25 protein-coding genes, 1 tRNA gene and 3 pseudogenes are annotated in these 26,613 nt (G+C 63.6%); 13 read left to right on the top strand and 16 right to left on the bottom strand.

Annotated features, from left to right (window positions below; all coding sequences use genetic code 11):
* Positions 1-160: 160 nt before the first annotated feature.
* Positions 161-307 carry a hypothetical protein gene (locus MPARV_RS25185; protein ID WP_020379123.1) on the bottom strand — a complete coding sequence of 49 codons (147 nt, stop codon included), beginning with the start codon at positions 305-307 and terminating at the stop codon, positions 161-163.
* 18 nt (positions 308-325) lie between these two features.
* Here MPARV_RS25185 and MPARV_RS23035 point away from each other — a divergent pair, with 18 nt between their 5' ends.
* On the top strand, positions 326-682 hold the full coding sequence (locus MPARV_RS23035) for an SRPBCC family protein (RefSeq protein WP_202948855.1): 357 nt from the start codon (positions 326-328) through the stop codon (positions 680-682).
* Positions 683-765: 83 nt separating this feature from the next.
* On the opposite strand, the pseudogene MPARV_RS25715 reads toward MPARV_RS23035, so the two are convergent.
* From MPARV_RS25715 to MPARV_RS0117045, 3 genes and pseudogenes are all read right to left on the bottom strand, one after another.
* Positions 766-2,832, bottom strand: a pseudogene (locus tag MPARV_RS25715) (heavy metal translocating P-type ATPase).
* Positions 2,825-3,187, bottom strand: a complete 363-nt coding sequence (locus MPARV_RS0117050; RefSeq protein WP_020379119.1) for a DUF3703 domain-containing protein — start codon at positions 3,185-3,187, stop codon at positions 2,825-2,827. Before MPARV_RS0117050 ends, MPARV_RS25715 begins: the two are co-directional and overlap by 8 nt.
* Positions 3,184-3,522 (bottom strand): ArsR/SmtB family transcription factor, encoded by a 339-nt coding sequence (locus MPARV_RS0117045; RefSeq protein ID WP_012228450.1) that lies wholly within the window; start codon positions 3,520-3,522, stop codon positions 3,184-3,186. Before MPARV_RS0117045 ends, MPARV_RS0117050 begins: the two co-directional genes overlap by 4 nt.
* Before the next feature lie 71 nt (positions 3,523-3,593).
* Here MPARV_RS0117045 and MPARV_RS24965 point away from each other — a divergent pair, with 71 nt between their 5' ends.
* Entirely contained in the window at positions 3,594-3,755 is a 162-nt protein-coding gene (locus MPARV_RS24965) for a hypothetical protein (RefSeq protein WP_012228449.1), read from the top strand.
* Positions 3,756-3,801: 46 nt separating this feature from the next.
* On the opposite strand, the gene MPARV_RS0117035 is transcribed toward MPARV_RS24965, so the two are convergent.
* The 4 genes and pseudogenes from MPARV_RS0117035 to MPARV_RS25705 form a co-directional block, all read right to left on the bottom strand.
* Entirely contained in the window at positions 3,802-4,233 is a 432-nt protein-coding gene (locus MPARV_RS0117035) for a hypothetical protein (protein ID WP_031279026.1), read from the bottom strand.
* A gap of 289 nt (positions 4,234-4,522) precedes the next feature.
* Complete coding sequence (locus MPARV_RS25710) at positions 4,523-4,963, bottom strand: DNA methyltransferase (protein WP_420886286.1); 441 nt, start codon at positions 4,961-4,963, stop codon at positions 4,523-4,525.
* Between the two features lie 182 nt (positions 4,964-5,145).
* Positions 5,146-5,646, bottom strand: a pseudogene (locus tag MPARV_RS26175) (hypothetical protein); the annotation flags it as partial.
* A 538-nt stretch (positions 5,647-6,184) separates the two neighbouring features.
* On the bottom strand, positions 6,185-6,367 hold the full coding sequence (locus MPARV_RS25705; RefSeq protein WP_238538891.1) for a hypothetical protein: 183 nt from the start codon (positions 6,365-6,367) through the stop codon (positions 6,185-6,187).
* Between MPARV_RS25705 and MPARV_RS26170 the strand changes: the two genes are divergently transcribed.
* The 6 genes from MPARV_RS26170 (at position 6,317) to MPARV_RS0116990 (ending at position 11,689) form a co-directional block, all read left to right on the top strand.
* Positions 6,317-6,580, top strand: coding sequence for a hypothetical protein (locus MPARV_RS26170; protein ID WP_420886287.1), 264 nt, complete (start codon positions 6,317-6,319; stop codon positions 6,578-6,580). The genes MPARV_RS25705 and MPARV_RS26170 overlap by 51 nt on opposite strands.
* The gene (locus MPARV_RS0117015; protein ID WP_020379115.1) at positions 6,520-6,885 is read left to right on the top strand and encodes a hypothetical protein; all 366 of its coding nucleotides are present in this window, start codon (positions 6,520-6,522) and stop codon (positions 6,883-6,885) included. Before MPARV_RS26170 ends, MPARV_RS0117015 begins: the two co-directional genes overlap by 61 nt.
* A 415-nt stretch (positions 6,886-7,300) precedes the next feature.
* Positions 7,301-8,536 (top strand): SIR2 family protein, encoded by a 1,236-nt coding sequence (locus MPARV_RS0117005; protein ID WP_157789699.1) that lies wholly within the window; start codon positions 7,301-7,303, stop codon positions 8,534-8,536.
* 34 nt (positions 8,537-8,570) lie between these two features.
* Positions 8,571-8,753, top strand: a complete 183-nt coding sequence (locus tag MPARV_RS0117000; protein WP_020379113.1) for a hypothetical protein — start codon at positions 8,571-8,573, stop codon at positions 8,751-8,753.
* 111 nt (positions 8,754-8,864) lie between these two features.
* Positions 8,865-9,536: an ABC transporter ATP-binding protein gene (locus MPARV_RS0116995; protein WP_020379112.1), complete on the top strand. Its 672-nt coding sequence runs from the start codon at positions 8,865-8,867 to the stop codon at positions 9,534-9,536.
* A 170-nt stretch (positions 9,537-9,706) separates the two neighbouring features.
* Entirely contained in the window at positions 9,707-11,689 is a 1,983-nt protein-coding gene (locus MPARV_RS0116990) for a hypothetical protein (protein ID WP_020379111.1), read from the top strand.
* Here MPARV_RS0116990 and MPARV_RS23910 read toward each other — a convergent pair.
* From MPARV_RS23910 to MPARV_RS0116975, 3 genes are all read right to left on the bottom strand, one after another.
* Positions 11,672-11,917, bottom strand: coding sequence for a hypothetical protein (locus MPARV_RS23910; protein WP_081582407.1), 246 nt, complete (start codon positions 11,915-11,917; stop codon positions 11,672-11,674). The genes MPARV_RS0116990 and MPARV_RS23910 overlap by 18 nt on opposite strands.
* 327 nt (positions 11,918-12,244) lie before the next feature.
* Positions 12,245-15,475 carry a MobF family relaxase gene (gene mobF / locus MPARV_RS0116980; RefSeq protein ID WP_020379109.1) on the bottom strand — a complete coding sequence of 1,077 codons (3,231 nt, stop codon included), beginning with the start codon at positions 15,473-15,475 and terminating at the stop codon, positions 12,245-12,247.
* 354 nt (positions 15,476-15,829) lie between these two features.
* Entirely contained in the window at positions 15,830-16,153 is a 324-nt protein-coding gene (locus MPARV_RS0116975; RefSeq protein ID WP_020379108.1) for a hypothetical protein, read from the bottom strand.
* Positions 16,154-16,784: 631 nt separating this feature from the next.
* On the opposite strand from MPARV_RS0116975, the gene MPARV_RS0116965 reads away from it, so the two are divergent.
* Both MPARV_RS0116965 and MPARV_RS0116960 read left to right on the top strand, forming a co-directional pair.
* Positions 16,785-17,198: a hypothetical protein gene (locus MPARV_RS0116965; RefSeq protein WP_238538889.1), complete on the top strand. Its 414-nt coding sequence runs from the start codon at positions 16,785-16,787 to the stop codon at positions 17,196-17,198.
* Positions 17,176-18,462, top strand: a complete 1,287-nt coding sequence (locus tag MPARV_RS0116960; protein ID WP_020379105.1) for a tyrosine-type recombinase/integrase — start codon at positions 17,176-17,178, stop codon at positions 18,460-18,462. Before MPARV_RS0116965 ends, MPARV_RS0116960 begins: the two co-directional genes overlap by 23 nt.
* Here MPARV_RS0116960 and MPARV_RS0116955 read toward each other — a convergent pair whose 3' ends face one another.
* From MPARV_RS0116955 to MPARV_RS0116945, 3 genes are read right to left on the bottom strand one after another with little or no spacing between them, the layout of a single operon-like run.
* Positions 18,463-19,452 carry a tyrosine-type recombinase/integrase gene (locus tag MPARV_RS0116955; protein WP_020379104.1) on the bottom strand — a complete coding sequence of 330 codons (990 nt, stop codon included), beginning with the start codon at positions 19,450-19,452 and terminating at the stop codon, positions 18,463-18,465.
* Positions 19,449-20,369, bottom strand: a complete 921-nt coding sequence (locus MPARV_RS0116950) for a tyrosine-type recombinase/integrase (protein WP_020379103.1) — start codon at positions 20,367-20,369, stop codon at positions 19,449-19,451. The genes MPARV_RS0116955 and MPARV_RS0116950 overlap by 4 nt, the downstream gene beginning before the upstream one ends.
* On the bottom strand, positions 20,366-21,583 hold the full coding sequence (locus MPARV_RS0116945) for a site-specific integrase (RefSeq protein ID WP_100221358.1): 1,218 nt from the start codon (positions 21,581-21,583) through the stop codon (positions 20,366-20,368). Before MPARV_RS0116945 ends, MPARV_RS0116950 begins: the two co-directional genes overlap by 4 nt.
* Positions 21,584-21,749: 166 nt before the next feature.
* Between MPARV_RS0116945 and MPARV_RS0116940 the strand changes: the two are divergent.
* Together MPARV_RS0116940 and MPARV_RS0116935 are read left to right on the top strand one after the other, a co-directional pair.
* A pseudogene (locus tag MPARV_RS0116940) lies at positions 21,750-21,935 on the top strand (tyrosine-type recombinase/integrase); the annotation flags it as partial.
* 196 nt (positions 21,936-22,131) lie between these two features.
* The gene (locus MPARV_RS0116935; RefSeq protein WP_020379100.1) at positions 22,132-22,974 is read left to right on the top strand and encodes an OST-HTH/LOTUS domain-containing protein; all 843 of its coding nucleotides are present in this window, start codon (positions 22,132-22,134) and stop codon (positions 22,972-22,974) included.
* Between the two features lie 1,377 nt (positions 22,975-24,351).
* Here MPARV_RS0116935 and MPARV_RS0116925 read toward each other — a convergent pair.
* A tRNA-Leu gene (locus MPARV_RS0116925) sits at positions 24,352-24,436 on the bottom strand.
* 233 nt (positions 24,437-24,669) lie between these two features.
* Here MPARV_RS0116925 and MPARV_RS0116920 point away from each other — a divergent pair.
* Entirely contained in the window at positions 24,670-26,121 is a 1,452-nt protein-coding gene (locus MPARV_RS0116920) for an HNH endonuclease signature motif containing protein (protein ID WP_020379098.1), read from the top strand.
* Here MPARV_RS0116920 and MPARV_RS23905 read toward each other — a convergent pair.
* Positions 26,122-26,613, bottom strand: a 492-nt coding sequence (locus MPARV_RS23905) for a tyrosine-type recombinase/integrase (protein ID WP_020379097.1), incomplete at its 5' end; no start/stop codon positions are given. It lies immediately after the preceding gene.

Genomic DNA, 26,613 nt, shown 5'->3' with positions numbered 1-26,613 from the left:
GTAGCGGTTTTTGTGAAAGTGCGGGAGACAAGAGCGACCTCCGGAACCGTCGGAGGAGCAAACCGTGGGTGGCGACCTAGCAGTCGGTGGTCGGTCCCAGTTGAAGCGTGACGGACCACCTGGCTCCAGTACCCGGTGCGGGACGCGTGCGACGCCGAGCTCAGGAGGACGTGATGACCAGCCAAGAGACCATGAAGCAGGCCATCGGCGCCCGCATGACCACGCCCGGCGAACGGGTGTGGGCCAGCGAGCCCGAGCACACCGACGACGTGATCTCGAGTCCTTCGACACCGCGCCAACCGTCCATCGAACGAGCGTGGAGGTCATGGCCACGCCCGACGAGGTCGGCTCCACCCGGGACGTCCACATGATCGGCGGGCTGGTCGGGCACGAGGAGCTCATCGCCTTCAAGCACGGCACGCGGATGGCCTTCCGCTTCAACGCCGGCCGCTGTCGGGTGGAGTGGACGATGGCAATGGACATCGGGCGAAAGCCGGGCGGGCTCGGCGAGAAGGTAAGCGGCCCCATCCTGGGTTTCATGTTGGCGCGAATGTTGAAGAAGTTCGGCAAGTGCGCCGTTGCTGCTTTGACGAATTTGTCCATCGTCACCTGTTCGGAGTTCGAACTCCAGCCGCAGATTGGTCGGGAGGGCCGGCTTTCCGGCGCCGAGCGCAACCGGTAAGAGCACCTCCTGCCAAGCGACGCCCAAGCAGTTGAGTGCCGACGCCGCGTATCAGGTCGTTGTAGAACTCATGTACGTCCTCGTCAGGACCGACCAGTCGAACGCGCCGGTGGGGTCCTCCGTGAAGCTGTCCAGCGAGGTGTTGATTGCGTAGATGAGCTTGCCCATGGGTTCCTCCGAGCGGGGCTCGTGGTCGCAACCTGTGACGAGCGGAGCAACGCATTCTCATCGCGCGCGTCATCGCTTCGCCGGCGGCCGGCGCGGACCCCGTTGGCGATCACAACCACTTCGGCGAGTTCGTGCGTGACGACGACAGCAGCAAGGCCGAGCACGCCAAAAGCGGCCAACGGGATGAGGGTGACCAGGATGAGGGCGGACAGGGCCAGGTTCTGAGCCATGATCCGTCCGGCCCGCTGAGCGTGGTCGAGCGCGTCGGCGAGGTGATCGAGGCTCTCGCCCATGAGGGCCACGTCGGCGGCCTCGATGGCGACGTCGCTGCCCATCGCTCCCATGGCGATGCCGACGCTGGCGGTGGCGAGCGCCGGCGCGTCGTTGATGCCATCACCAACCATGGCAACCGGTCCGTACTCCCCCTGGAGCGCATCGACGATGGCCACCTTGTCCTCGGGGAGCAGCCCGGCGTGGACCTCCTAAAGGTCGATCTCGGATGCAAGCGCCGACGCGGTCCGCTGGTTGTCGCCGGTAAGCATGACGATGCGGCCAATTCCCAGCGCGCGCAGTCGCTCGATGACCCTCGAGACCTCCGGACGGAGTTCGTCGCGGACCGCGATGACCCCGAGCAGGCGCCCATCGTGCTCGACCGCGACCACCGTGGCGCCTTCCTCCTGGAGTGATTGCACCGTGCCGTCCATGGCGGTGGTGTCGACAAACCCGGGTTTACCGAGGCGCGCCGGCCGCCCGTCGACCAGACCGGTGATGCCATTGCCGGCGATGGCCTGGACCTCGTCGGCCTCGATACTGACCAGCAGGTCGCTGGCGGCAGACATGATGGGGGTGGCAAACGGGTGGTCGCTGTGGCGTTCCAGGGCCGCCGCGACCGCAACCAGGTCGCCCTGGGGGGTTCCGGCGGACGGAATCGACGCAATGACCGTCGGCGTGTTGCGAGTGAGCGTGCCGGTCTTGTCCAGCGCCACGACGCGGACCCTGGCGAGCGCCTCGACAGCGGCGCCGCCCTTGATCAGCACGCCCATGCGGGAAGCGGCGCCCACCGCCGCGACGACGGTGACCGGGACGGAGATGGCGAAGGCGCAGGGAGCGGCTGCGACCAACACGACCAGGGCCCGCCCGACCCAGACGCCGGGATCGCCGAGCGCCGACCCGACCAGTGCGATACCGGTCGCCACGATGAGAATCGCCGGGACGAGGGGACGCGCAATGCGCTCGGCCAGCCGCTGGGCATGAGCCTTGCGGTCTTGTGCCTCCTCGACCAGGTGCACGATCCGGGCGAGGGAGCTGTCCTTGGTGGCGACCGTCGCCTCGACTCGCAGAAGTCCGCCACCGTTGACCGCACCGGCAAAGATCGTGTCGTCCGGCCCGACATCGACGGGGACCGACTCGCCGGTAATGGCCGACAGGTCGACCACCGACGTGCCCGCACGCACGGTGCCGTCGGTCGGCAGTCGCTCCCCCGCAGCCAGCACGATGACATCGCCCGGGATCAGCTCCGTCGGGCCGATGACGGCGGTGGCGTTGTCGCGCTCGACCGTGACGCGTTCGGGGACGAGTGCCAGCAGCGCCCGCAGACCACGGCGGGTGCGAGCCAACGCCCAGCCCTCCAGTGCCTCGGAGATCGAGAACAAAAACGCAAGCGACGCGGCTTCACCGAACTCGCCGAGCACCACCGCGCCGATTGCGGCAATCGTCATGAGGGTCGCGACGCCAAGCTTGCCTCGACCCAGCGCCCGAACCGCGTCGGGGATGAAGGTGGAGCCACCGACGACCAGCCCGGCCAGGAACAGAACCGTCGCCGCGGTCGACGCGTCGAGCCCACCAGCGATCAGCCCTGCAGCGAGGAGGCCTCCGGATGCGGCGGCGATTCGAGCATCGCGCACCTCCCACAACGACGTCGGCCCGCCCCCGTCTTCCGGCGGGTCGGCGGTTGTGTCGTCGGCGCAACAGGCGTCAGCCACGTCGCAGCTCCAGCAGTTCTCGCAGGTGGTCGGGCACCGGCATCGGCCGAGTGGCAGGCTCCGCAGCCCGCCCCGTATTGCCCTCCGGGTAGCGACCGGTGAGCGAACCCGGCCCGGCGACCAACACTCGCAGCGCCTGTCCGACCACCTCGGTGCAGTCCCGGAGGCGCCAACCCAACGCGAGCATCGCCAGGTGCACCCGCACGTGTGGCCACGCCCAAGGTTGCGACAGCACGTGAGCCTCTTCGAGCAGCATCCATGCCCGATCGACGTCGCCGTTCGACGCGACGAGGCGGGCGTCCCCCAGGTTCGCGTCGAGACGCTCAGCGAGCGGCGCCGGAACCCTGCCGCTCATCGGCGACCTCCGGTGTCGTGCTCGCAGCCGTGCGCGGGTGGCAACGCAAGCTCGGTCAGCCGCCGGAGTACCTCGGCGAATTGGGGGTCGGCAAGCTGGTAGCGGACCCGACGCCCCTCGGGCTCGGCCACCACAAGACCGCAGCCCCGCAGGCATGTCAAGTGGTTGGACACGTTCGCCTTCGACAGGCCGAGCGCGGCGATCAGGTCGCTCGGATAGGTCGGACCGTCGAGCAGTTCCACCAGCAGGCGACGCCGGGTGTTGTCCGCCAAGGCGTGACCAATCCGGCTCAGCGCATCAAGATCGATCGGGTGAGTCGTAGGCCCTTTGGTCATCGCCGGATAGTACACCTACGGCTGTACCATGTGACGAATAGAAGCGGCTACAACTGCCGGAGGGTCATACCTTGCGTTGCCTGGCGCTTCAGGTGGGCATCGACATCAAGATCGTCAGCGACCGGCCCAATCACTCCCCCACTCACATCACGAGGAAGATCTACACCCACGTGACGCCGCCGATGCAGTCGGATGCAGCGGATCGGGTCGCCAGCCAGGACTTCGGAATCTGAGCGGGCACCATCCGAGACAACCTTGCACCCACGGACGACCAATCAGTCAGATGTCGCCGAAGCGAGCGTCGTAGACCTCGGCCATCGCTGCAATGAACTCTTCCCATCGAAGACCGCTGCCTGGTGGCGGCAGATCCGGCTCGATGTTGCTGGTCTCCCGATCGAATGCAACAACCGCGATTCCCTCCATCAGATGGGAGGCATCGCCCTCTGTGGATTGACCCCCGGCTCGCATAAAGCGGCCGATCGCCCTCGTGACCAAGTGAGTAGTCGACTTCCAATCGTCGTCATTGCCAGACTTGATCCGCTCAGTCGTCGGGAGAGTCAGAATTCCTCCGACCACGGCGAACGGAAACTTGAGGTGCAGGTTTACGGCGAAGGTTCTGACGTCGCCGAACCGATTCCAGATCGCACGCCCAACCGCGAGATGGACCGGTTTGATCTCGATGGCCAGGGTCAGCCCATCCCTCGTTGTCATCTCCGACACGTCTGCTCGGACGCTTCTCAAGCCCCGCCTACCTCACGCCCGCCGGCAAACGCCTCAGGAAGGGTAATGCCTTGTGCGCGAAGATCAGCCAAGGTAACTGCTCCCAGCGCGTTCGACAGCCGTATCTGAGCTGCCTTCGCCTTCTTCGGGCCGAGAGCGGTTGCCTCTCTGATGCACTCAGCCGACGCAAGGCAGTAGTTCTCGATCGTGGGACGTTCAAGAGCGGGGAGACCGTCGACGAGGGGCAATCCCGTTGGCTCAATCGGTCGTCGTGCCACGGTTATGCGGAGAGGCCCATGGCCGTTTGCTTCGTGGCCTCCACGGCTTGTCGAACACGTTCGATGCTCTGCTCGAAATAGGCGGGATCCACCTCGCAGCCAACACTGTTTCGCCCACACCCCGCTGCGGCCGCCGCCGTCGTGCCCGTACCAAGGAAGGGGTCGAACACCGTGTCACCCACGAACGAGAACATCCGAACGAGCCGATCAGCCAGGGTTAGGGGGAAAGGCGCGGGGTGGTCGCGCGTCGATGCGCCACCTAGGCGCCATACCTGCTGAAACCACTCGGTATGGTCCGGGGCTGCGATCACAGACATCAGCTTCGTTGCGAGCCCAGGCTTCCGGTACCCGCCAGGCTTGCGCTGAAACAGGATGTACTCGATGTCGTTCTTGACCACACCGTTGGGTTCGTATGGCTTGCCGAAGAATCCACTGCCTCCCATCTCGTACTGAGCGTTGGCGATCTTGTACCAGATGATCGGCGCGAGGTTGTCGAAGCCGATCGCCCGGCAACGCTCCTGGATGCTGGCGTGCAGCGGGAAGACAAGGTGGCGTCCGAAGGCCTTCTCGACACGTTGACATCCCCGACCACCACGACTATCCGGCCGCCCGGCACGAGGGCGTCGTAGGAACGGCGCCACACCTCGTCGAGCTCGTCGAGGAAGTCGTCGTAGTCGTTGACGTCGCCGAGTTGGCTTTCGTGGTCGTTGTATTTCTTGAGCGTCCAATAGGGCGGCGACGTCACGACCAGATCGGCACTCCCTGGCTCGAGCTCAATACTCCGGCTGTCGCCGTTGTGCAGTCGATGGATCGTCGGCAGCCCCTGGACGGCCTTCTGAATGCGGGCGCAAGCCTCCGGATCCTTCGCTATCGCAGGAAATGCCTTCTGCGGCTCAGCCTGAGCGAGTTCAAGAAGCGACTGCGGTGCCGCTGCTCCGACAAGATCAGGACCGAGCGGCACGCCGAACACCGTAGGCTCGCCAGTACTTTTCTCGCTGCGTTTCGTTGCTGGGCTCACCGGGTAACCTCCTGACGAACGTGTGTTCGGGTAGCGTACCCCCAATGTGCGGCTTCTGACCGCACCTGAAGCCGGAGGATGCCGGACCCCGTACTTGCCCTTGGCCATGCCGGACAGCACCGGCTCGGACGAAGGGGACAATCCGAGCTCATCGAGCGTAAGCATCGAAACCCGCGCCACGCGCGTGACATACACCCACGTGACGCCGCCGATCGGGTGGCGCGTCGGATCTGTGGATGGCGGATCGCTTGCAAACGGGCACGGGCTCGCCCGACTAGTCGTCAGGGTCGTCAACCGGGTTCAGACCGACTGCGTCTCTCAACGCGTCATCGATCGCCCTTCTCGCGAGTTTGCTCGGAGTCTGCCCGACTTCACCGAGTACCCGTCCCACCGCGTGCTTGGCGCCCATTCGCTCAGCTTGGCGAGGTCGATCGAAGCCAGTGCGTCCTTAGCCATTCTCGCCTGAGCAGCAGAGACCGCGTCGCCCGCCAACGGTCGAGCGAGCCCTCGGGACGTGTTTGAGATTCGAGGCCAGGGCGTCAGCCAGACCGAAGTGTCCGAGGCGACCGGAATCAAGCACTCGACGGTGGTCGCCGTGCTGAAGAACCGGGCCTACATCGGTGAGATGCGCCACAAGGACGAGTGGCTACCGGGCAACCACGAGCCGCTCGTGACCGTCGAGCAGTTCGAGGCCGCCCATCGTGGGCGAGTACCGGGCCGCAAGCGTGGTAAGGACCTCATGTCGGGCCGGGTCGTCTGCGGGGTGTGCGTCCGACGCATGTCGATCGAATCGAACGGGCAAGGCCAGAGCCACTACCGCTGCAAACATCGGGGCAAGGGCTGCAAGCTGCCAGCACGGTCGAATCGTGGCCTCGTGACTGCAGCAGTGCTGGCAATGGAACTGCTGTGCGACGAAGAACTGCAGAGCGCGATCCGCCGGGTCGGCTCGCAGAACTCCGCCGCCAGCGGGACAAGCTGCTCATGCTGCACCTCGACGACCAGATCTCGGCCGATCAGTTCGGCGAGCAACAGGCCCGCATAACCAAAGAGATCGAGAACCTCGAGTACGAAACCACCAACGCAGTCGAGGCCCAGCTCCAGGCCGGCGACCTCTCCCAACGGTTCGAGGACGTCGCCGAACTCCTGACCAGCCTCAACGTCTCAGACCTCTGGGAACACGCCGACGAGAGCGAGCGCAGGACGCTGCTCGACGAGCTGCTCCAAGACGTCACGGTCCACCCGGACCGGCTGGCGGTGACGCTGCACGGAGCACCAGCGCTCAACGTTGCATTCTCCGAAGTCGGACTTGAAGACTCGGAGTTGAGTGGTGTCGGAGGGGGGACTTGAACTCCCGCAGCGGCCGTGTTGATCAGTGTCGCCGAGTTGCAGTTTGTACTGCAATTGCAGGGGTTCCTGGCGTTCTGAGTGATGCTCCGTCGCTTCCGCTATCGGTCCGTATCGGGCAGTTTCGGGCGCTCGTGATGACAAATTGATGACACGGAATCGGCGCTCCGGAGTGGACTGGTCAGGACTGAAGAGAGCAGTCAAGGCGCTCTGGGCCCTCTTCGGTCCGCCCCGGGTACCGCCCACGGACGGAGGACCCTGCCGTTGCGATGGCGTCCTGGCGATCAAGCGGGACAAGTTCGAACGCTCTCAGTCCCCCGGCCATTGCGGAACGTCATGTAGCAATTCAGTGGCTATGCGGGGTGCGTTATCGTTGGTTCATGGTTGATATCGACAACCCCCAACTTGGAGTCTCGTAGTGCATGCACCCTTCGCAGTGCTCCTTGGCGCTGGCGCATCAGTTGATGCGGGACTTCCCACGACGAATCAACTCACCGGGTGCATTCTTGATTCGCTCGACGATGCGCAAGCTGCTGTCGCCTTCTATGTCCTTGGCGTCCTACAAGCTGAGCAAGGTCGTCTTGGGTTTGATCCGCGCCTTCCAATCAGCGCCGAGCGCCTTGCAGCGGCCATTGAGCTGCTAGCAGACCGAGGCGGATCGCCGATCTCGCCCTTTGTCCAGGCGTGGGACCCGACTATCGATGGCCTAGACAGCTACGAGGTGCCGCGCTCGGAATTGGTTAGGCGCGTCGACAACAAGCTTTCGAAGTTGATTGAATCCTATGCTGATCCGATAATTGAGCAAGTGGATAAGAACTCGGCGATACTCAACGGGTTCCTGTCAAACAAGAATAGGTCGTGGAATCGCCCTACCTCGATCAAACGCAGTCGAATTTCTTCTGACGCCGCCAAGGCGATCGTGGATGTGGTTTCCCGTCCTGGTGCCCGCCACCAAGGGAGGTTCCGTTCCACGAGCCTTGCGATTGGCCGTGCGTTGCCGCTAGTGCTTACGCCCGATGAGTCAGCCGATCTCACCTACCTGGACCCTCTAATTCGACTCTCACAAGGGATGCCCGGCCCCCTTCTGATTGGCACCCTCAACTACGACCTCACCATTGAGAGTAGAGCCGCGAGCCTGGGTGTGTCAGTCGCTCTAGGGGTTGAGAGATGGGACCAGAATAATGGCCTAGCATTTCACGACAAAGGGATACATCTACACAAACTTCACGGGTCTATAAACTGGGTTAGATCCAACGAATCGGTGCGCATTGTTGACTTGGACAATGCAACTCTACGGAGTGAGGGGCCAGAGCTTATCTTTGGAGAAGGGGCGAAGCTTCAGGCGGAAGGTCCGTTCTTGGAATTGTTTGATGGCTTTCGTCTTGGGTTGCTCAACGTTTCGCAGCTACTGGTCGTTGGTTATTCATTTCAAGACAGTCACATCAACACGGTTCTGCGGAGATGGTTGGCATCGAATTCTGACAACCGCATCGTCCTGGTGGGTCCCGATGACTTGATCTCCGACGAAAGCACTGGCGCACACTTCACCGACGCGCTTGCGCTGGACCCGAGAAGGCCCGATCAACTGACCCATATCAAGGAGACTGCGAAGAACGGCCTTGATGCGGCGATAGAGCGTCTAGAGGGTCAATAATGCGTCTCAACTTTGAGGTCCAGACAGTGCCTGAATGTGGCTGCGCGCACCCAACCATGCGCAGGCTTCGATCTGGCTCGATGACCTACGAAGCGTTGCCGGACACTGGCAGGGGCAGCTTCCAGCACGTGCCCGACGCTTCGTGGTCTACATCGATCACGTCGGGTATTGGGAGGAGCTCGGCCGCGATGTCCCGCATGAGCCAACCGATCTGTAAGCCTGGCTTGGCTCAGAATCCTCCCTGCTCGAATCCTGGAAAGCGATCGCAATGACAGACCACCATGACCCCAAACAAGATTCTGCTCCGTCAAGCGGTCCGCTGGGGTCCGTGAACGTCGGTTCAACCGCCGTGGAGGTGGATGCGTGCATTTCCGAGTTCGCAGATCAAGCCGTCGGGCCGGTGTCGTTTCAGATTGGCTGGGGAGAAACCGTCGCGTTGGTCGGCCCTTCTGGCTCAGGCAAATCGACTGTGTTCCGCTGGCTGCGCGGTGAACTGAAGCCCTCCTTCGGCAGGGCCGCACTGATGGGGACAGAGTTGGGAGGGCTCTCGGTCCGCAAGCGCAGCAAGTTTGTGCAGGAGAACTTGTCGGGCGTAGATCAGTCGCCGTTGTTGTTGCCAGAGCTGGACGTGCTCGAGAACACGGCCTTGCCCCTGATGCTGGATGGAGTGAGGGCTGACAGCGCCTTCGACCAGGCCAAGCTCACGTTGAAGGAGGTGGGACTTGGAGAGTTGGCCAGCAGGGATCTCCGAACTTTGTCAGGCGGTCAGAGCCAACGCGTTGCGGTTGCGCGAGCGTTGGTTCGGCCAGCGGGAGTGGTGCTGGCCGACGAGCCAACGGCTGCGTTGGATCGAGCAAACGCAGATCGTGTTGGTCGGTTGCTGGTCGATCAGGTGAGCACCAACCCACATCGTGCGCTGCTGTTGGCGACGCACGATCTGGCGGTTGCGGCGTTGTGTGATCGCGTCGTGGACCTGGCGATGGTGCCGAGCTTACGTTGATTCGTGTCATTGCGAAGTTGGGCACGCGCGTTGCTGTATCGCGTCTCGGTGGTCAGCGAGGTCGAGCCTGGCTGGTGGTGATCGCTGTAGGCGTGTTCTCGGCAGCGACTTGGTGCGCAGCGGGTTTCTGGTCCGCGAGCCAGCGAAACGAGACCAGGGATCTTGCTCGTATGCCGGTCGTGGACTTCGGTAGCGGCGGTGCGGGGGTGCCGTTGCTTGGCAAGAGTTTGCCGATTCTGGATGGGCGCCAGTTCGAAATCCACTGGCTGGGTGCCGACGCTCAGTCGATTCCGGCCGAGTTCGGCGGGCATCTACCGGAGCCAGGGAAAGGGTTCGTTTCGCCGGCCCTGATTGAGGCCGCAGGTGGACCCGGTGGCTTCCAGGAACGGTTCGGTATCGAGGTTGATGAACACAATCGTGATGTCCGGTGGGAGCATGTGACGGCGTTTGCTGGCGAGTTTTTGGCGTTCGCGACGGTTCCGGAGGGACGACCTCCATCGGTGGGAGCATCTGCAGGTCCTCAGCAAAGTCTGGTGGGATTTGATGCAGAAGAACTGGGCGCGAGCGTGGCAAGTGGGCCATTTGAGATGCCGAGCGGGCTCGTAACGATTCCCCACTCGCTCGACGAGCGTGTCCCTACTCCAGCAGCAGCTCAGAGCGGAGCCATGTTCGGCCTGTTGCTTCCGGGACTGTTGGTGCTGGGGATCGGATTGTCCGCTCGCTCGGCGTTGCGTACCCAACGCAGCGACGCGTTGGTCTATCTAGGAGCTGGCCCTAACGCACAGGATGCGTTCGATGCGTCGGAAGCCGCCACGCTGAGCGTGCCGATTGCGCTCATCGTGTCGGCGGTCATGTGGGGGATCTTGGGTGTCCCCACGTCGTTGCCGTTCGGCTCGATCGAGTACTTGTCCGGCGACTTGCGGCCGAGTGCTGGCATCGCTGTCGTCGCACTGCTTATTGCGTTGCTGGTGCCGGTGGCGGTCGGAGCGCTGACACCCAAGGTGACCGCGTGGAGAGCGCAGCGCAATAAGCGCACCATCCGTTGGACCGGACGCCTCCTGTTGCTTGTTCCCGTCGCCGTTTCCGTCGCGACGACCCAGTTCCCTCCTCAGCTGAGAGCTCTCCGACTTGTTGTAGTGCTTGCGTCGGTTGTCGCAGTCGTTCCGACCGTCGCCGTTGCTGTTTTACCGGTGGTTGGCGCGATACTCACTGCGCCTGACCGAGTTGCGAGGCTGGTTGCCGGTCGTCGGTTCCAACGGGGCGACCAGCGGGGATCTGATCTCATTCGCATCACGACCCTGACCGTTGTGGCTGCAGTTGTATTGACCTCGATGAGTCTCGCTTCCTACGCCGGTGCCCTGGAGTCGGAGGGGCCGCCTGGCATCATGACCGTCAGCGCTGATTCGGAGATTGATGGTCCGACGTTCGCCGAGTTCGCTATGCAGTTCCCCAACGTTCCGTTCGCGACTGTTGTCGATGGGCAAGTGTTCGTGGCCAATTGCGAAGAACTGGCAGTACCGGCGGGGCCCGGGTCGCAAGGGTGCTCAACGGACCCCGAACGGTTTATGAACGAGGTCGAGCGCTCGACAGCCGTTCGTCCTGGGGTCTTCGTGCTTGGCAGCCCGCCGCTCGACCGGCCGGTTGTTCAGATGATTGCCCGGGTCGATTCGGCCAGCCAGGCCCACGCTCTCGAAGCTGACGCCAATGCCATCTTCGGCCCCTCAAGCGTGAGCGGTTGGGACCGCTTGGGTCCAAACCCGATCATCGGGTGGGTCCAGCCACTCGGTGTGTCAGCACTCGCGCTGTTTGGTGTGGCGGTGGTCTTGCTGCTCGTGAACACGATCCGGTTCCCGTCGCAGAGCGACCAGGCCCTGGCCTGGCTCGCTGCACCCATCCGAACCCGACGTGCCGTGTTGCGTTGGGGCTTTCACTCCGCAGTGTGGGTTGGGGTCCTGCTCGGGTGCGGCTACGGAATCGTCGCGGTTACCGCCGGTCAACCATCGGGGATCACCGAACTCGACTACCTATCGCTGGCCAATTCGGCAATCCTCTGCGGGGCAGCGACATCGGTCGTCATTGAGGCCGCCCTCTGGGCACATGGCAGACAGCAAGTTGGTGTGCCAGCTGGCGCCGAGTCAGTCGATATCTATTAGGCGTAGTTGTTCCCAGCCGATGAGTCGACCCACGTCATCGGGCGACATGGCGAGAACTCTCCCCAGATCCTCCAGGCTCTCTTCGCCCCGCAGGGCGCACGATCGGGCAAGTTCGATTGTGGCAGCGTGCGCCTGGTTGGTGAGGGACGCGGCGTGGCACATCCGATTGAAGGGGTCGAGGTTCGTGTCGGCGACGAGTTCGGCTAGTTCTGCGAGTGATCGGCTCATGCCACGGAAATCCAGTCGGTAGTGAGTTCTTGGGACGGTTGAGGCGTCCGGAACGGCGCCTCGACCATGTGTCGACGGGGTGCGATCGGGGGCGGTGGGTCAAGGGCGTTGAGTGGAGACACGGGGAGCGGAGGGAGGAACGAGCGCAGCGGAGCATGTCGGAGCGTCCCTTGAGGCTCCGTCCCTGAGTGCAACGGCACCGGTGGAAACTGGCCAAGCTGGATTGGGCCCGGGCTCCCATGGTGCGGCCGTTCCTCGGTCCATGTTCGAGCGTCTTGGTTTGATCGAAGGTGTGGTAGCTGGTGGTGCGTGGGTTTGGTGGCCCGTTCACATGCCACGGCTGATGCCCGTCTGCTCGAAGCCAGGGACAGGTTGTTGGGCGGCTTGGCGGGAGCGCCGCAGCAGCTCGTTGGCGTAGGCGGTTTGTTCGGGCGTCCAGCCCGCCCTACCGGTGCCAGGCTGAGGGTTGGTGCTTGCGCTCGCCATGGCGTGTCCTGCTCCTGCCGAGGCCTTCTGACCTCGGTCGTCAAGGGCCAGGCGTTGCTTCAGACTGTCGCTGATGGCGAGGTCCCGGCTGTTGGCCGTGGTGGTGACCTCCAGTGCCTGGTCGTAGGTCGCTTCGGCCTCGGTGAGTCGCTGAGCTGCGGTGTCCAGCAAGCCCTCAGCGGAGTCGCGACGCTCGGCCTTCTGCACGACGTCGGATCGCAGGTCGGCGATGTCGTGCCTCGCTTTGACCCTGGCTACCAGTCCGTGGGCTTCCTCTGCTGCAAGCCGCTTCTGGGACCGGTTGGGGTCGGTGTCAGCCCGATCAGCTGCGGTGCTTGCCTTCTCTGCGGCCTTGTGCGCCGTGGCTACGACGGACCTTGCGTCATCCGCACCAACATTGCGGGCACGTAGCCCGCGTTCGAGCTGAACTGTGCGGTGCTGGATCGCAAGACGGCCCGCTGGGGTGAGGAGTTGGTGGATACGGTCGTCGTCGAGTTCGTAGCCCAGCTCCGTGGCCCAGACGACCTCCGAGCCTGTCGCCTCCTGGTCGGTTCGTTTGAGGACCTGTCTGAGTACGTCGATGTCGTCATCGGTCAGCGTCGTGCTTCCGGACGCTGGTTGGCTTCCTTCTCGGGTGAGCCAGATGTCGTTGCGTTCCCGGGCCCTTGACGCGGCGACATACAACAGATTCCTCGACGCACCTTCGTCGGCGAGGAAGATGGCTTGGTCGACGGTGCTGCCTTGGGCGCGGTGGACCGTCGATCCGTACCCGTAGCTGAGCTGGTCGTCGGCCATCGTGTACTCGGCGGGCAGCGTCGCCCGGCCTCGGCCATCAAGTGACGTGACGTCGAGCGCCCCGTCGTGACGGATACGGGATACTTCCCACCGAGCGCCATTGATCACTCGGGACTTGTTGGTGGTGACGATCCAGCGTGCGTTTCGGCGGGTGACGAGCTCGTCGCCGATGGCGATGCCCAGGTTTCCAATGGGAACGTCCGGACCGTTGAGTTCCCCGGTGCCGCGCAGGTGGGCTCTGGCCCGCTCGTTGAAATCGTCGAGCTGTCCGTTGGTGCGCGCCATCACCATGAGCGAGCCGCCCCGGTTGCGAACGTCGGCCCACCGTTCGTAGGCCCACTCCAGCGCATCTTCTGCGGTGCCGCTCCGCACCCGTCCGTGGTCGATGTACTGGTCGAGCGCGTCGGCGTCGCCTTGTCGAAGTCCGGTCGACGCCTCTCGCTCCCACTGAGCTGACATCCGGCGCACTTCGGAGAGTTCGTTGGTGTCGAAGTGCTGGCAGAGAACCGTGAAGAGCCCGCCAGCCTCGACGGACTGGAGCTGCTCGTCGTCTCCGACCAGCACCAGCTTCGATCCGGCCTGCTGGGCCAATTGGATCAGATTCGCCGTGTCACGGGTGGACGCAAGCGATGCCTCATCGAGAATCACCAGTGTTTGGCGGTCCAGTCGGTAGCCGCGCATCGGTCCCGCCTCGTGCTCGTTCTCCACGAGCAGCTTGGTCAGGGTGGACGAGCGCTCGATCTCCGCCTCCTGGTGGAGGATCTCGGCCGCTGCTGCAGAGGGAGCGAGTCCGACGACGTTCCACCCCGCCTCGGAGTAGCAGCTGGCGAGTGTCCGACAGAGGCGGGTCTTTCCCGACCCTGCTGGTGCCCTCACGAGCGAGACCCCGTTGCCGTCGGTTGCGACGTTGGTGACCGCGTCGGCTTGCTCTCCATCCCCAAGTTCGCCGATTGCGGCCTCGGACACCTTGGACCGGTTCAGCAGACCGTTCCCCCTGCCCTCCGAGTTGAGAACGGTTGCGATGGCCTGGTGCTCGGTGACGATCGTGCTGACCGTCGTGTGGGGGCGCATGGGGTACTGGGCGTCGGTTCCGACAACTTCGTACGGCTGTCCCCCTTCGATCACGGAGAAGTCGTCCAGCACCCGGTCGGTCAGCCGGGTGACGATGTCGACGACATCACCAGATGAGTCGGCCGCTACTACTGGAAGCTCTGCGAGAACCGCCTGCATCGCGTCACCCACCTTCCACGATGGCTTGTCAGCACTGAGCTTCCCGATGGCCATGGCGACTACTTCGTCCGGCACGATCGCAACTCGGGGCCCGGACGCCCCGTAGCAGTTTCGGAGTTCGGCCAGGTCGAAGCCAGCTTCGGCTGCCTCCTGGATCCACGCTGCTTCCCGATCGTCCAGGTCCACCGGCTCGCCTTTCCGCGCCCTGGTGGTGAGAACTGCGTGGGCATTGAGCTTGGTGAGCGCTTTGCCGCCCAGCTCACGACCCGTTTCGTCGGTGTATTCCTCCTGGCGCCGCTGGCTCTCACGGAGCACCTGGGAGCGGCGCTTGGAGAAGAGTTCCCGGAGCTCAGCGGGGAATTCGCGAAGCGTGGCCTGGCCGTCGGGGGTGAGGTCGTCGAACCCCCACCCAAGTTCTCGGGCGCACTCGGCGCGCAGCATCGCTTGGAACAGCATTCCGTGCGCCTTCACCATCGAGTAGAGCGGTCGCCCGTCCAACGTGAGCCACTTGCCGTCCACGCACTGCATGTTGGCCACGATGAAATGCATGTGGAGGTTGGGATCGTGAGCACGGGAGTCCGGGTGGACGTAGCGGATGCCTCCGAGTTCTCCGGTGAAGGACTTCGCTGCACCGCCTCTCCCCCGGCGCGACCATCCGGCGCTCTGTGCCATTGCGGCCACCGTCTCCTCGGCCACGGCGCTGACGATGTCGTTGACAGCAGCCCGCTGTTCCGCCGGGCCGACCAGCGCGTGGATGCTCACGTCCTTTGGGCACGACAGCGTGAGGTCGAAGCCTCCGACATGCGCGCTTGAGGTGTCGGCCAGCGGCCGCCGGAGTGCCGTGCCATCGAGTGGGTGCTGTCCGTCGAGCAGTCGCTTCAGTGCTCCCGGAAGCGCCTCGCCTTCGGCCTCGAGCCGCTCGGCGAGCTGCCCGAAGTAGACGCCGGGAATGTCGCCCCGTCCGGTGTAGTAGCCCTCGGGCGAACGCCCGATCCGGCTCTCGTAGTAGTCGGCGTTGCCGACGCCGACCTTGGCGATGGACATCATGGCTGGATCACCTTTCCCCGGCTCGGGGCCGGGTCGAGCACCTTGGGTGCATGTGTGTGCTGTTGATTGGGGCTGGTTTCGGAAGGGGTTGGACGGCGGGCGGCCGGGGAGGTCAAGTGGCGGAGAGAAGGCTCGGGGGCTCGCTTTGGTTCAGTCGTCTGGGGTTGGTGGAATGGTTGGCTGCGGCTCGGTGCCGGGTGCCGGGAGCGACTTGGGATGGGGGCTGACGGCCGGGCGAAGTGGAGGCGATGGCTCAGCGGGCGGCGCCTGGGTCGAAACCAGGGCGCGTTGAAGCAGACCCCCATGGCACGTCCGCTCAACTCCGCCAGCCGCTAACCGCCAGCCGCCAAACGGTCAGGCGACCTGGTCGGTGCTCCTGAGTTCGCTGAGGGTCCCGTCAAACACGGATTCGGGAACCGTGAACCGGCAGCCGTTGCGCGAGACGGCTCCTGCGATGACTCCATGGCGCCGCAGTTCCTCGAACTTTCGACCCGCCGTTGATGGGCTCAGCCCCAATGCAGCGCCGGTGGTCCGGTAGGTGGTCTCCACTACCAGGCGGCCATCAACGCGTTTGGCTTTGCTCACCAGGTGGGTGAGGACCATGAAGGCGGATGGGCCGATCTGGCGGATCAGCTTTGAGCTTCGACGGAGTACCTCTCGCTCGTCTTCGGGGTTCATAGGTGGGTCTCCCGGGCCGTCGCTGAGTCGACCACGGTGAGAAGTGTGTGGCTTGGTACTCGGAGGCATCGGCCGAAGCGGACCGACGGGATCCCCTCGGCTCCATCTGTCTCGGTGTAGCGCTCGATCAGGCGGTACACCTGGCCCCTGCTCAGCTGCGTGAGTTCCTGCACCTGCGGGACTGTCAGATAGGGCGGGTACTGCTTCGTGTTCGGTGGGTCGATCGGGGTCATCCTGGACTCTTTCGGTTCGGTCTCTATAGGGTTAGTGGCGTACCGTACTCCCCAGCCGCGGCGATTAAGCGCAGTCGGCGTCACTGAATTGAGACACCATGGCGAGAGCCCGCCGAGAGAGAATCGAAGGCCACTGGGACATGGGTGATGTCGTAGCGCACCGGATGGTGACTGCCCGGCATCTCCGCGGCAGAACGCAGAGTTGGGTCGCCGAACGGCTGACTCGCTTTACGCGGAGCAACTGGAGCGTCCCCGCTGTATCAGCCGCAGAAGGGGGCTCCGAAGGCGGACGACCCCGGCTCTTCACCGCCAACGAGATCCTGGCGCTATCGAGGACATTTGATCTCCCAATCCCATATTTCTTCGTGCCACCAGAGGACCCCGCCCTCCCTCCCGACGTGCCAGACGCCTCCCGGGCGGGTTGGGACTACATCTGGTTGAGGCTCATCGGAGACCGCAACTCGCAGAAGCTGCTCGCCGCAGCACTCGGGGCAGGACCAGTGGGGCAGAGCGTGGAGGTTCCCCAAGGTGATGTGATCGATGACGGCGACGTCAGCAGGATTGCAGCGGGGGGCAACCGCGAGATCTCCCGCGTCTCGCTGATGGAGGCGGCGCTCTACGAATTCATGACCTCCGCACTGAGGGGTGCGCCGGAACTGCGAGGAGGCACCGGAAACGCTGTCCAACTTCTGGACGCCTTGAGGTCAGCGCTCGAGACCATCGAGTCCTACCCGATGGATCGGTTCCTAAATCTGGCCCTGGCGGAGCAGCTGGAGGAGGCGAAGAACGATGGCGTCGAAGCGGACAGCTAGAAGCAACATCCGGAAGAGGGGCGGCACCTACACCTACTACGTCTATGGGTTGGGGCCCGATGGGACTCGGAAGCAGTACTCCCAGGGTGGGTTCGCCACCCAGAAGGAGGCGCTGGCGGCCCAGACTCGGGCAAACGCTGCTTTGCTTGACGGCTCCTACGTGGCCGACAAGCGACAGACGTTCGCTTCGTTTCTCGTCGACGAATGGCTGCCGACCAAGCGCCCGCCCACGCTGGAGGAGTCCACATTCCGCTCGTACGAGCGCAACCTCCGCCTGCACGTGATCCCCAATGTCGGGTCAGTTCGCCTTGCCGGGCTCACGCCCATGCACCTCAACCAGCTCTACCGCAGCTTGCTCGACTCGGGGCGGGTGGTTCCGGCTACAGGCCGTCGGCGATTCAGCGACGAGGCGGTTGAAGCCGCACATGAGGCTCGGGCGAATGGCAGGACCAGCCAGCAGATCGCCGACATGCTCAACTCGGAGCCCTCGTTCAATATCGACGACGTTTCCCGCCACGCGGTAGCGGCAATGCTCCGACGTGATGCCCAAGACGTGGTCAAGGCCGCGCCTGAGGATGGGCTCTCGCCCAGGACGGTGAGGTACATCCACACCATCATTCGGGCAGCCCTCCGTGATGCTGTTCGGTGGAACAAGGTCGGCCGGAACATCGCCGACTCTGCAACACCGCCTCCCTCCTCGGCCACCCAAGCCAAGCGCGCGTCCACGTGGACTGGAACGCAGGTGCGGCAGTTCTTCGAGTTCGTCGCTGAGTCGAGGTACCTACCCGCATGGCTCTTCCTCGCCACGTCGGGCTGTCGCAGGGGCGAAGCGCTCGGATTGCGCTGGTCAGACGTCAACCTTGAGACACGCACGGCCATCATCGGGCACCAGGTCGTCACGGTCGACCACGAGATCGTCTTCAAGGACCTACCCAAGACGAAGCGGGCGCACGTCGTCCGGCTCGACCCCGGCACCGTCTCGATGCTTCAGTCCTGGAAGGCCGCTCAGAACGCTGAGCGACTGCTGGGTGGTCCCGGCTACGCCAATCACGGACTGGTGTTCTCGATGGCGGACGGACGACCGTTCCACCCAGAGCGGTTCAGCCGGGAGTTCCAACGCAAACAGGAGCAGTTCAACCGCGCCAACGCAGACGAATCGCTCCCCCGCCTCGTGTTGCACGGTTATGCCGACCTCCGCGTTATGCCGACCTCGGCGCGGGATCCGTTGCGGGGAGCGGGTTCCGGGTTGTTGATGTCGGCATAATCACAGGTGTTCGAGGAAAGCGAGGAGCGTGTCGGGGGCCTGGTATCGGCCTTGGTGTGTGCTGGTGGGGCGGACACGGTCGATCGCTTCTTGTTTTTGGGTCATGTCTGCGTGGAGGTAGATGTTGGTGGTCGCGATCTGTTCGTGGCCGAGCCAGAGGGCGATGACGGTGATGTCGTTTCCGGCGAGGAGGAGCCGCATGGCTGCGGTGTGTCGCAGCGTGTGCATGGTGACCCGTTTCGTTTGGATCGACGGGCAGCTGTCGGCGGCATGGGTGACGGTTCGGGCGAGACGTTTCTCGATGGCGTCACGGCTCAGGTGTTTGCCGGTGGTGGTGGGGAATAACGGATCGGGCGGGTCACCGGCCTGTTCGGCCATCCATGATCTGAGAATCGTTCGGGTGGTGGGAACGAGTGGTGTTCGTCGTTCTTTGCGGCCTTTGCCGATGGTGTGCACGTTCGCGCCGATGCCGAGGGTGACATCTGCGCGGGTGAGCCCGGCGAGTTCGGAGATCCTCAGGCCGGTTTGGATGGTGAGGACGAACATGGCGTGGTCACGTCGGCCGGTCCAGCGTTGTTGGTCGCATGCTTGGAGGAGCGCGGCGACTTCGGGTTCGGTCAGGTAGGTGAGGAGGTTCCGTAGGGTGCGTTTGGTGGGGATGGCGAGCACCCGTTGGATCGTCCCGGCGTGTTCGGGGTGGTGGAGGGCGAGGTAGGCGAACAGCGAGTGGATCGCTGCGAGCCGGTTGTTCCGTGTTCTTGGTGTGTTGTGCCGTTCGGTCTCCAGGTGCCCGAGGAACGCTGCGACAAGCGGCGCGTCGAGATCGTCGATGTCGAGTTGGCTGGGTGATGTCCCGGTCCGTTGAGAAGCGAACCTGAGGAGCAGCCCGAAGGTGGTCTTGTAGGAGCTGATGGTGTTCGGGCTGGCATCGCGTTGTCCGATCAGCCGGTCGGTGAAGAAGGCCTGCAGTGACGGGGCGAGATCGGTCATGTTCGGGCTCCGAGCCGTGTGTCGAGCCGTTCGGCTGCGGTGGCCATCAGCTCGGGGGACGCCGACAAATACCAGTAGGTGTCCGACGGCGCGATGTGGCCCAGGTAGGTCGACAAGATGGCGATGTGCCCGTCGATACTCACCCCGGATTGTTGCCAGTCGATCAGGGTGCGGACAGCGAAGCTGTGTCTGAGCTGGTGCGCGGTCGGGGCCGTTGTGGCGTCCCGGATGCCCATGTCGGTGGTGATCTGCCGCAACGTTTTGGCGATGCCGCTGGGGGTGAGGCGTGTCCCGGTGCTCGACACAAAGAACGCGTCTGATCGGGTAGCGGGGCAGAGACGGTCACGTTCGGTTGCGTAGGCATCGAGCGCGGCAACGGCTGTTTCGTGCAACGGCACGAGGCGTGTCCGATCGTGTTTGGCGTGACGGATCGTGACAACACCGGTCTCGAAGTCAATGTCGCCTCGGTCGAGACCTGTCGCCTCTCCGACGCGCATCCCCGACACTGCGAGCAGCCCAAACAGGGCTTGATGGGTGGCCGCCCGGATCGGTGAACGAAGCACCCGAGCACCATCAAGGAGCCGGGCGATGTCGGCCTGAGACCACAGGTAAGGGGTGGGGCGGTTCCGGCGGGCGGGGAACACCCCCGCCGGTGGGATCTCGGTGGCGGGGTCGATTGTTTGTAGGTAGCGGGCGAACCCGCGGGCGACCGCGAGACGGGCAGCCCAATGGTTCGGGCTCACCCCAACGGGGAGGCGGGCCCAAGAGATCGCCAGCTCGCTTGTGAGCGTCGGAGATCCAGCGGTCTCCAGATAGTCGACGAGTTTCGGGAGGAGCACACCTGCGCGTTCAAGCTTGTAGCCCAACGAGCGGCGCATCCTGAGGTAGTCCTCGACGTGACCGCACATGGCGTTCATCGCGCCCCGCCTTCGGGCCAGGGTTGGGCCAACAGACGCAACGTTTCGACATCAACCCGGGCGTAGATCGCCGTCGATTGGAGGCTGTCGTGACGCAACACCTGGGCGATCTCGGCCAGCGGAACCAAAGCTGTGACCATGTCACAGGCCATGGTGTGTCGCAGCCGATGCGATCCGACCTCTGCCACACCAGCCCGGCGACACGCACGCCGGACAGTCGACGCGACCGTGCCATCCGCGATGGGTTCGAACGGTGCTTTAGCCCGGATGAACACCTCCCGGTGCACAGTCGCCGGTCGGCCGCGCGTGAGATACCCGGCGATCGCGTCGCCGACATCGGCAGGCAACGGGAGCCGGTCCCGACGGTCACCTTTGCCGGCCACGACCAGCACACCTGAGCGCCAGTCGATGTCGTCAAGGCGAAGACCGGCCACTTCGCTGCGCCGCAACCCGAGACGTAACATGACGATCAACAACGCATAGTCACGTCGGCCAAGACCGGTCCGACGGTCACACGACCCCAACAGTGCAGCAGCATCGCCAGCGGGGATTCCCAACGGCAACGACGTGTGTCTCCGGCCCGTGACCGGTAACGCCGCCTCCGACAGGTCGACCTCGAGGTGGCCCTCGACGAAACAGAACCGCAAAAATGCTCTCAGGCCGGACACAAAGTTCTGGGTTCCGCTCACCGACACCATCCCGGACCGGGACAGCACCGCGGCGGTCACCTCAGCCGCCCCCACATCGCCGAGAGCCCCAGAACCCAGACCGGTCACAAACCATGACGCAGCGGCCACATACCCGACGACGGTGCCCGCCACCAGACCGCGTTCGGACAACAGGTAACGCTCGAACGAACCCATCAGCACCTCGACGGGCGACAGCGGCAAAGGAACCGGTGCCGGGACCACACCCAACTCGCGAAGCAACACAAGCAGACACCGAAGCCCCGGACGTGACAACCGGGACGGCGAAAAACCGTCACCGGCCAGCAGAAAGCTCACGAACGCATCAACGGTCGTCTCGCTCAACGTCTCGACGCCCAAACCCTCCGCCCGGAGCCAACGACTCAGATGCGCCGCCTGACGCTCCAGACTCACAACAGTCCGCAGCGTGTAACCCCGCTCCCTCAACCGCTCCCGGTATTGCTCAGCGAACGGGGCCAACGGCCCCACAATCAGGACCCTGCTGACCCTGCTGGTTGGAATCGACATGACCATCTCCTTCTTCTCGGAACAGAGAAGAAACAATGGCCACCACAAGCCGCGTTATGCCGACATCAACACCCCAGAGCCCTCACCCCGCAAGGGATCACACCCCGAGGTCGGCATAACGCGGAGGTCGGCATAATCATGATTATGCCGACGTCGGCATAATCACGGGCTCCGTCACACATGGGCGACATTGGCGCTTCAAGAGGGCATTGACATCAAGATCGTGAGCGACCGGCTCAACCACTCGTCCACTCACATCACCCGCGAGATCTACACCCACGTGACCCCTCCGATGCAGTCGGACGCCGCAGACCGAGTCGCCAGTCAGATCTTCGGCACGCCGGCCTCGTGAGTGAGAAACCTTGCTTCGAGCGCCGACGAAGTGGCATCTGCCAAGGCCCCACTTGTTTGTCACGCGGTATCGGTCGGGTTTGGCACTGGTGCGAGATGGCTCCCGCAGAGCCCATTGAAAGCGCTGCCACCCGAAGAGCGTCGCCACAGGTCCCGTCCAGGCTGTCGTATGAAATAGTGGGTACGAGGAGGTCTGAATGACCACGTCAGAAACAGACACAGAGATCGAGTCGCTGATCGTCGCTGCCTTTGAGGTCGCACGTGCCTCTGGTCGGCAAGACTGGCGGCGGATGACGGCTGCCGTACTAAAGAACCGGCTGCTCCAAGTTACGTCCCACTCTTTCGACGAAAAGAAGTTCGGTTACGAGCGGTTCACCGACCTCTTGGAGGCATCGTCGAACATTGTCGAGTTGGATCGCACGACCCGACCCGCCAACGTCCATCTGCTCGCCACCGTTGACGCCGAAGCAAGTCCCTCCACGATTGCCTCGGCTCCGACCATGCGGGTTCGCTCTGACCTCTGGCACGCAATCATCGACTACTCGTCAGGAAAGGTGTGGGTGTGGGACGCCATGGCTGGGCAAGCCCGCGTGGAGGCTGACGGAGATGACCTGCCATCTCTACCAACGATCTCTCACGCTGAGATGACCGAGATGCGTAGCGAATTCGCAAGCGAACTCGCCAGTTCGTCGAATAACCGACAGGTGGCGATTGAGGTTGACGAGTGGGCCGCCGAAGAGCGTGCTGCCTTCGTTCTATCCCCGGAAGTGCGCCACAAGTGGTTTGCAACCCTAAAGAGGGAGGTGGTCAAGCGTTTGGCAGACTTCTTCGAGAAACGTGACGAGGCGATGCCGACGGATGCTGTCCAGCCGAGGCGCCACGCGGGACGAGACACCCGAGTTGATGACGATCTCGCGATGCAGCGCTCCGTCATTGAAATCGTGAAGAGCATGACCGCTGCGGAGCTTTCCGAATTGCGGCTTCCTGCGGCCGCTATCTTCAGGTCGCAGCGTCAATTGGCTAAGAGTCGAACCCGGTGAAGCCAGAGCTCTGGATCATTGCAGCAAACGGGCGTAAGTCGCAGGACAAGCCGGTGGTGAAGCTGGCTACCCAGGAGGCTGAAAAACGGGACTGGGAGAAGCGGGTCTACCGCCAGCCTCCCATCCAAGACCGCGCGGGTAAGCCCTACTGTTTGCTCGATCCCGACACTGCGAAGCAGATCTACCAGCGGGCGCACAGCGCCCGTCTCGCGGTCTGGACTACCGCCGACGTTTGGGTCCAACTCGACCCAACTCGACACAGACTTGATCCTCGGTACCTAGCCCATCTATCTCGTCTGATTCGGTACAAGGCGTGCTATGCACGCGTGTCTCCCGCCAACCTGCCACGAGCCGCTGCGGCTTTCGATGATTGGACGTCCCGTATTGAGTGCGACAGCGAGCGAGACGCCAGGGTCCTCCCGCTTCATATGTTTTGCCCATCTGAAGATGTGACCGACCTCGCTTCGGACGACGGGAAGCTCCGATTCGGCCGCAAACACGGCCATCCGAGCGACCGAACCTGCGAGAACGGTCTGCATTGGAAACCAGATCCGGCTCGCCACGGACAAATGCAGGGGCAGGTGGCAGGCAGGATCCTTAGCCGTGGCTACCACTGGGACGTCTCTGACAAGCACAAGAGAACACTCCTAACCCTCACCCAGGTTGTGCAAGTCCAACCAGCGGGGCACGTGAACGTCTCCCCAAATGGTCACGTTCGTCTCGGCTCGCGATCCAAGTTCGTCAAACAGAAGGCGAACCCGGGTGTCCCTCCTCGCAAAAAGTGAAAAGCCTCGTCCAAAGGACGAGGCGTTTTCGAATGCGAGCTCTTGCACGCTTCGGGGGCTTACCTTGATATGCCTTGGTTCACCGAGACAGAATCTGTGATTCTGGGCTCGCTTTGTGTGGTGCCAAGGCAGTCCCAAGTACTACCCGTCGAAACTGGACCACCAGGACATATGTTCCCATCTGGTCCCTGCCGATCTCGCGATCAGCATTGTCGTCCACTATATCGCACTTCGCGTCAACCGGCTCATAGTCCAGCCACGCACTACTTGAAACGCCTCTCCGCAATGCAGGAGCCCGTCTGGCCCGTTCGAATCCCACGGACTCGCGTCCCAGGTTCACGAGCGCCGGGCCGACGATTGGGCGTTCGATCAGGCAAGGGTGTGGCCTGATCATGGATGTCTGCCCTCCAACTCGTCGAACTCCGGCGTGCCGCTCGTGCGCAGCCCAATCGACTGCCGCAGCCATGGGCAGGCCAAATGCGCAGCCCTACCTTGTGTCAAGCGCTCGTCAGCGAGTGCGGGCTGATGACAAAGTGATGACAAATCCTGGCTTCGCCACCTCGGATCCCTTGCCGCCGTAGGGGTTTTTCAGTGTCGGAGGGGGGACTTGAACCCCCACGCCCTATAAGGGCACTAGGCCCTCAACCTAGCGCGTCTGCCAATTCCGCCACTCCGACGTGGCCCCGGATTTCACCCGGTGCAAGCGGGTCATCATAGCAGCGCCGCAGTGCTCCCCCACCAGCCGAGACGGACCGGGGCACCCTCATAAGACTCCGGGAATACGACGCGAGCGGGTCGACCTTTGCCCGGGTCTGCGGAGCCCCTCGTCATCGCAGGTTGAGCCATTGATTCACACAAATTCTCGCCCGGATTCGGCTTCGTTGTCACACCCGTTCGTCAGACTGGACCCATGGCTTCGATCACAGATTTCGAGTCGACCGGCAGCGGTCCGGGCGGCGGAAACGGTTCAGGTGACGGTGGCGCTCTGGCGGCGCTGCGATTGCGGTTGGCCACCGATGAGTTGGCTGCCTGGTCCGCTGCGAAGTCGGCGGTGGCCGATGTTGCTGCGGGGGCGGCGTTGGCTCAGGCGGAGTTGGCGATGGACGAGTTGTTTGAGGCTGGATTCGACCCTGCGGATTCGCGAGATGCGGTGGTATGGATCGAGGAGCTCGATCGGTTGGGTCGTCGCGTTGATGCGGCCCAGTCGGTACTGATGGGGGCGATTCAACGGCGAGTGTTGCACACAGCCGACGGGCATGGGTCGGCCAAGATCATGGTCCGCCACGTGGCCCGGTTGACCGAGGCTGAGGCGTCAGTCCGGGCGAAGACGGCCCGGCTGGCCAAGGACGCTCCGAAGGTGACAGCGGCGTGGCAGGCGGGTGAGGTGTCGACGTGTGCGGTCAGAGCGTTGGGCCGGGTGGATGCCAACCCTCGGGTGGCGGCAGCGTTGTGCCAACGCGACGAGGAATTCCTGGCGGATGCCCAGACGATGGATGCGAAGGCGTTTGGGCGCAAGGTGCACCGGTGGGCCCGCCTGGTCGACGAGGACGGTTCCGAGCCACCAAACGAACGTAACCACAAGAAGCGGGATGTCCGCTTGGTGCAGAACCCCTTCGACCTGTCGTGGGAACTGTCCGGGTTCTTTGGGGCTGGGCAGGGTGCGGAGTTGTGGGAGATCCTCGACCGATACATCGCCGCCGAGTTCGAGGATGACTGGGCCGATGCCAAGGCACGGCTGGGTCCCGATGGTCTGTTCGGCGAGGGGCTGTGCAAAGAGGATTTGGATCGGACCGATGCCCAACGCCGTGCTGACGCGTTGGTGCAGGTGTTCCGGGATGCTGCGACCGCTGACGGCTCCGCTGTGCCTGTCGGCTGGGTTCACAACATCCACTGGTCCGCCCAGGCCTACGAGGAAATGCTCGCAGCGATCGATCACGATCGGCCGCCCCGGTTCGACCCCGACACGTTCATGTGCCGCAACGAGGACGGCCACGACGTCGACCCCACAGAAGCCGCCGCCAACAGCCTGATCCACAAGGTCCGCAGGGTGATCACCAACGCAGCCGACGTCGTCATCGACCTCGGCCGGGCACGACGATTCACCGGATCGGCCCGCCTGGCCGCCACGGCCGTCCATACCCACTGCATCTGGCCCGGGTGTCACGCACCGGCCAGCCGTTGCGAGATCGACCACCTCCACGAGCACGGCCGGGGCGGCGAAACTACCCAGACGAACGCGGCGCCGCTCTGCGGTTTATGCCGAATGCGGCATAAGCCGCATTATGCCGAATCCGTGATTATGCCGAATGGGGGTGCGGATGTGTTGGTGGGAGCGGGATCGGCGGTGTTGTGTTCGGCATAATCACAGGTTCTTGAGGAAGGCGAGGGTGCCGGTGTCGGGCTGGTAGCGGCCGGGGCTGGTGTTGGGTGGTGTGGTCCGGTTGAGGGCGGTTTCTTTGGTGCCCATGTCGGCGTGCATGTAGATCTGGGTGGTCTCGATTGTTTCGTGGCCGAGCCAGAGCGCGATGACGGTGATGTCGACGCCGGCTTGGAGGAGGGCCATGGCACAGGTGTGCCGGAGGGTGTGCGGAGTCACATTTTTGGTGGTTAGGGATGGATGCCTGGCGGCGGCTGTTGCGGTGTGTTTGGTGACGAGGTGGGCAATGGAGTCTCGGCTGAGGTGGGTCCGACGTCCGCTGGGGAACTGGGGTGCCCCGAGGATTTCGGACAGTGGGTGATTGATAACATCCACTGACACAAAGGAATCCAATATGACACGCAAACGAACAAAATACTCTGACACTTTCAAGGCCGAGGCCGTGAAAATGGTGATCGACGGTTCCCGGCCGATCGC

The sequence above is a fragment of the Candidatus Microthrix parvicella Bio17-1 genome (assembly GCF_000299415.1).
Lineage (GTDB): Bacteria > Actinomycetota > Acidimicrobiia > Acidimicrobiales > Microtrichaceae > Microthrix > Microthrix parvicella.
Note: the sequence above shows the minus strand (reverse complement) of the source record. Positions and strands in the feature narration are given on the sequence as shown.

Excerpts from the sequence above, each read along its gene's own strand:
- MPARV_RS25185 (WP_020379123.1), bottom strand. The coding sequence starts at position 307 with ATGGACGGTTGGCGCGGTGTCGAAGGACTCGAGATCACGTCGTCGGTG.
- MPARV_RS0116960 (WP_020379105.1), top strand. The coding sequence starts at position 17,176 with ATGGCGTCGAAGCGGACAGCTAGAAGCAACATCCGGAAGAGGGGCGGC.
- MPARV_RS0117000 (WP_020379113.1), top strand. The coding sequence starts at position 8,571 with ATGTGGCTGCGCGCACCCAACCATGCGCAGGCTTCGATCTGGCTCGAT.
- MPARV_RS0117050 (WP_020379119.1), bottom strand. The coding sequence starts at position 3,187 with ATGAGCGGCAGGGTTCCGGCGCCGCTCGCTGAGCGTCTCGACGCGAAC.
- MPARV_RS0117015 (WP_020379115.1), top strand. The coding sequence starts at position 6,520 with ATGCTGCACCTCGACGACCAGATCTCGGCCGATCAGTTCGGCGAGCAA.
- MPARV_RS23910 (WP_081582407.1), bottom strand. The coding sequence starts at position 11,917 with ATGAGCCGATCACTCGCAGAACTAGCCGAACTCGTCGCCGACACGAAC.
- MPARV_RS0116950 (WP_020379103.1), bottom strand. The coding sequence starts at position 20,369 with ATGAACGCCATGTGCGGTCACGTCGAGGACTACCTCAGGATGCGCCGC.
- MPARV_RS0116920 (WP_020379098.1), top strand. The coding sequence starts at position 24,670 with ATGGCTTCGATCACAGATTTCGAGTCGACCGGCAGCGGTCCGGGCGGC.
- MPARV_RS0116935 (WP_020379100.1), top strand. The coding sequence starts at position 22,132 with ATGACCACGTCAGAAACAGACACAGAGATCGAGTCGCTGATCGTCGCT.
- mobF (WP_020379109.1), bottom strand. The coding sequence starts at position 15,475 with ATGATGTCCATCGCCAAGGTCGGCGTCGGCAACGCCGACTACTACGAG.
- MPARV_RS0117045 (WP_012228450.1), bottom strand. The coding sequence starts at position 3,522 with ATGACCAAAGGGCCTACGACTCACCCGATCGATCTTGATGCGCTGAGC.
- MPARV_RS26170 (WP_420886287.1), top strand. The coding sequence starts at position 6,317 with ATGTCGATCGAATCGAACGGGCAAGGCCAGAGCCACTACCGCTGCAAA.
- MPARV_RS0116955 (WP_020379104.1), bottom strand. The coding sequence starts at position 19,452 with ATGACCGATCTCGCCCCGTCACTGCAGGCCTTCTTCACCGACCGGCTG.
- MPARV_RS0116990 (WP_020379111.1), top strand. The coding sequence starts at position 9,707 with ATGCCGGTCGTGGACTTCGGTAGCGGCGGTGCGGGGGTGCCGTTGCTT.
- MPARV_RS25705 (WP_238538891.1), bottom strand. The coding sequence starts at position 6,367 with ATGTTTGCAGCGGTAGTGGCTCTGGCCTTGCCCGTTCGATTCGATCGA.
- MPARV_RS0116975 (WP_020379108.1), bottom strand. The coding sequence starts at position 16,153 with ATGAACCCCGAAGACGAGCGAGAGGTACTCCGTCGAAGCTCAAAGCTG.
- MPARV_RS25710 (WP_420886286.1), bottom strand. The coding sequence starts at position 4,963 with ATGGGAGGCAGTGGATTCTTCGGCAAGCCATACGAACCCAACGGTGTG.
- MPARV_RS0117035 (WP_031279026.1), bottom strand. The coding sequence starts at position 4,233 with ATGACAACGAGGGATGGGCTGACCCTGGCCATCGAGATCAAACCGGTC.
- MPARV_RS0116945 (WP_100221358.1), bottom strand. The coding sequence starts at position 21,583 with ATGTCGATTCCAACCAGCAGGGTCAGCAGGGTCCTGATTGTGGGGCCG.
- MPARV_RS23035 (WP_202948855.1), top strand. The coding sequence starts at position 326 with ATGGCCACGCCCGACGAGGTCGGCTCCACCCGGGACGTCCACATGATC.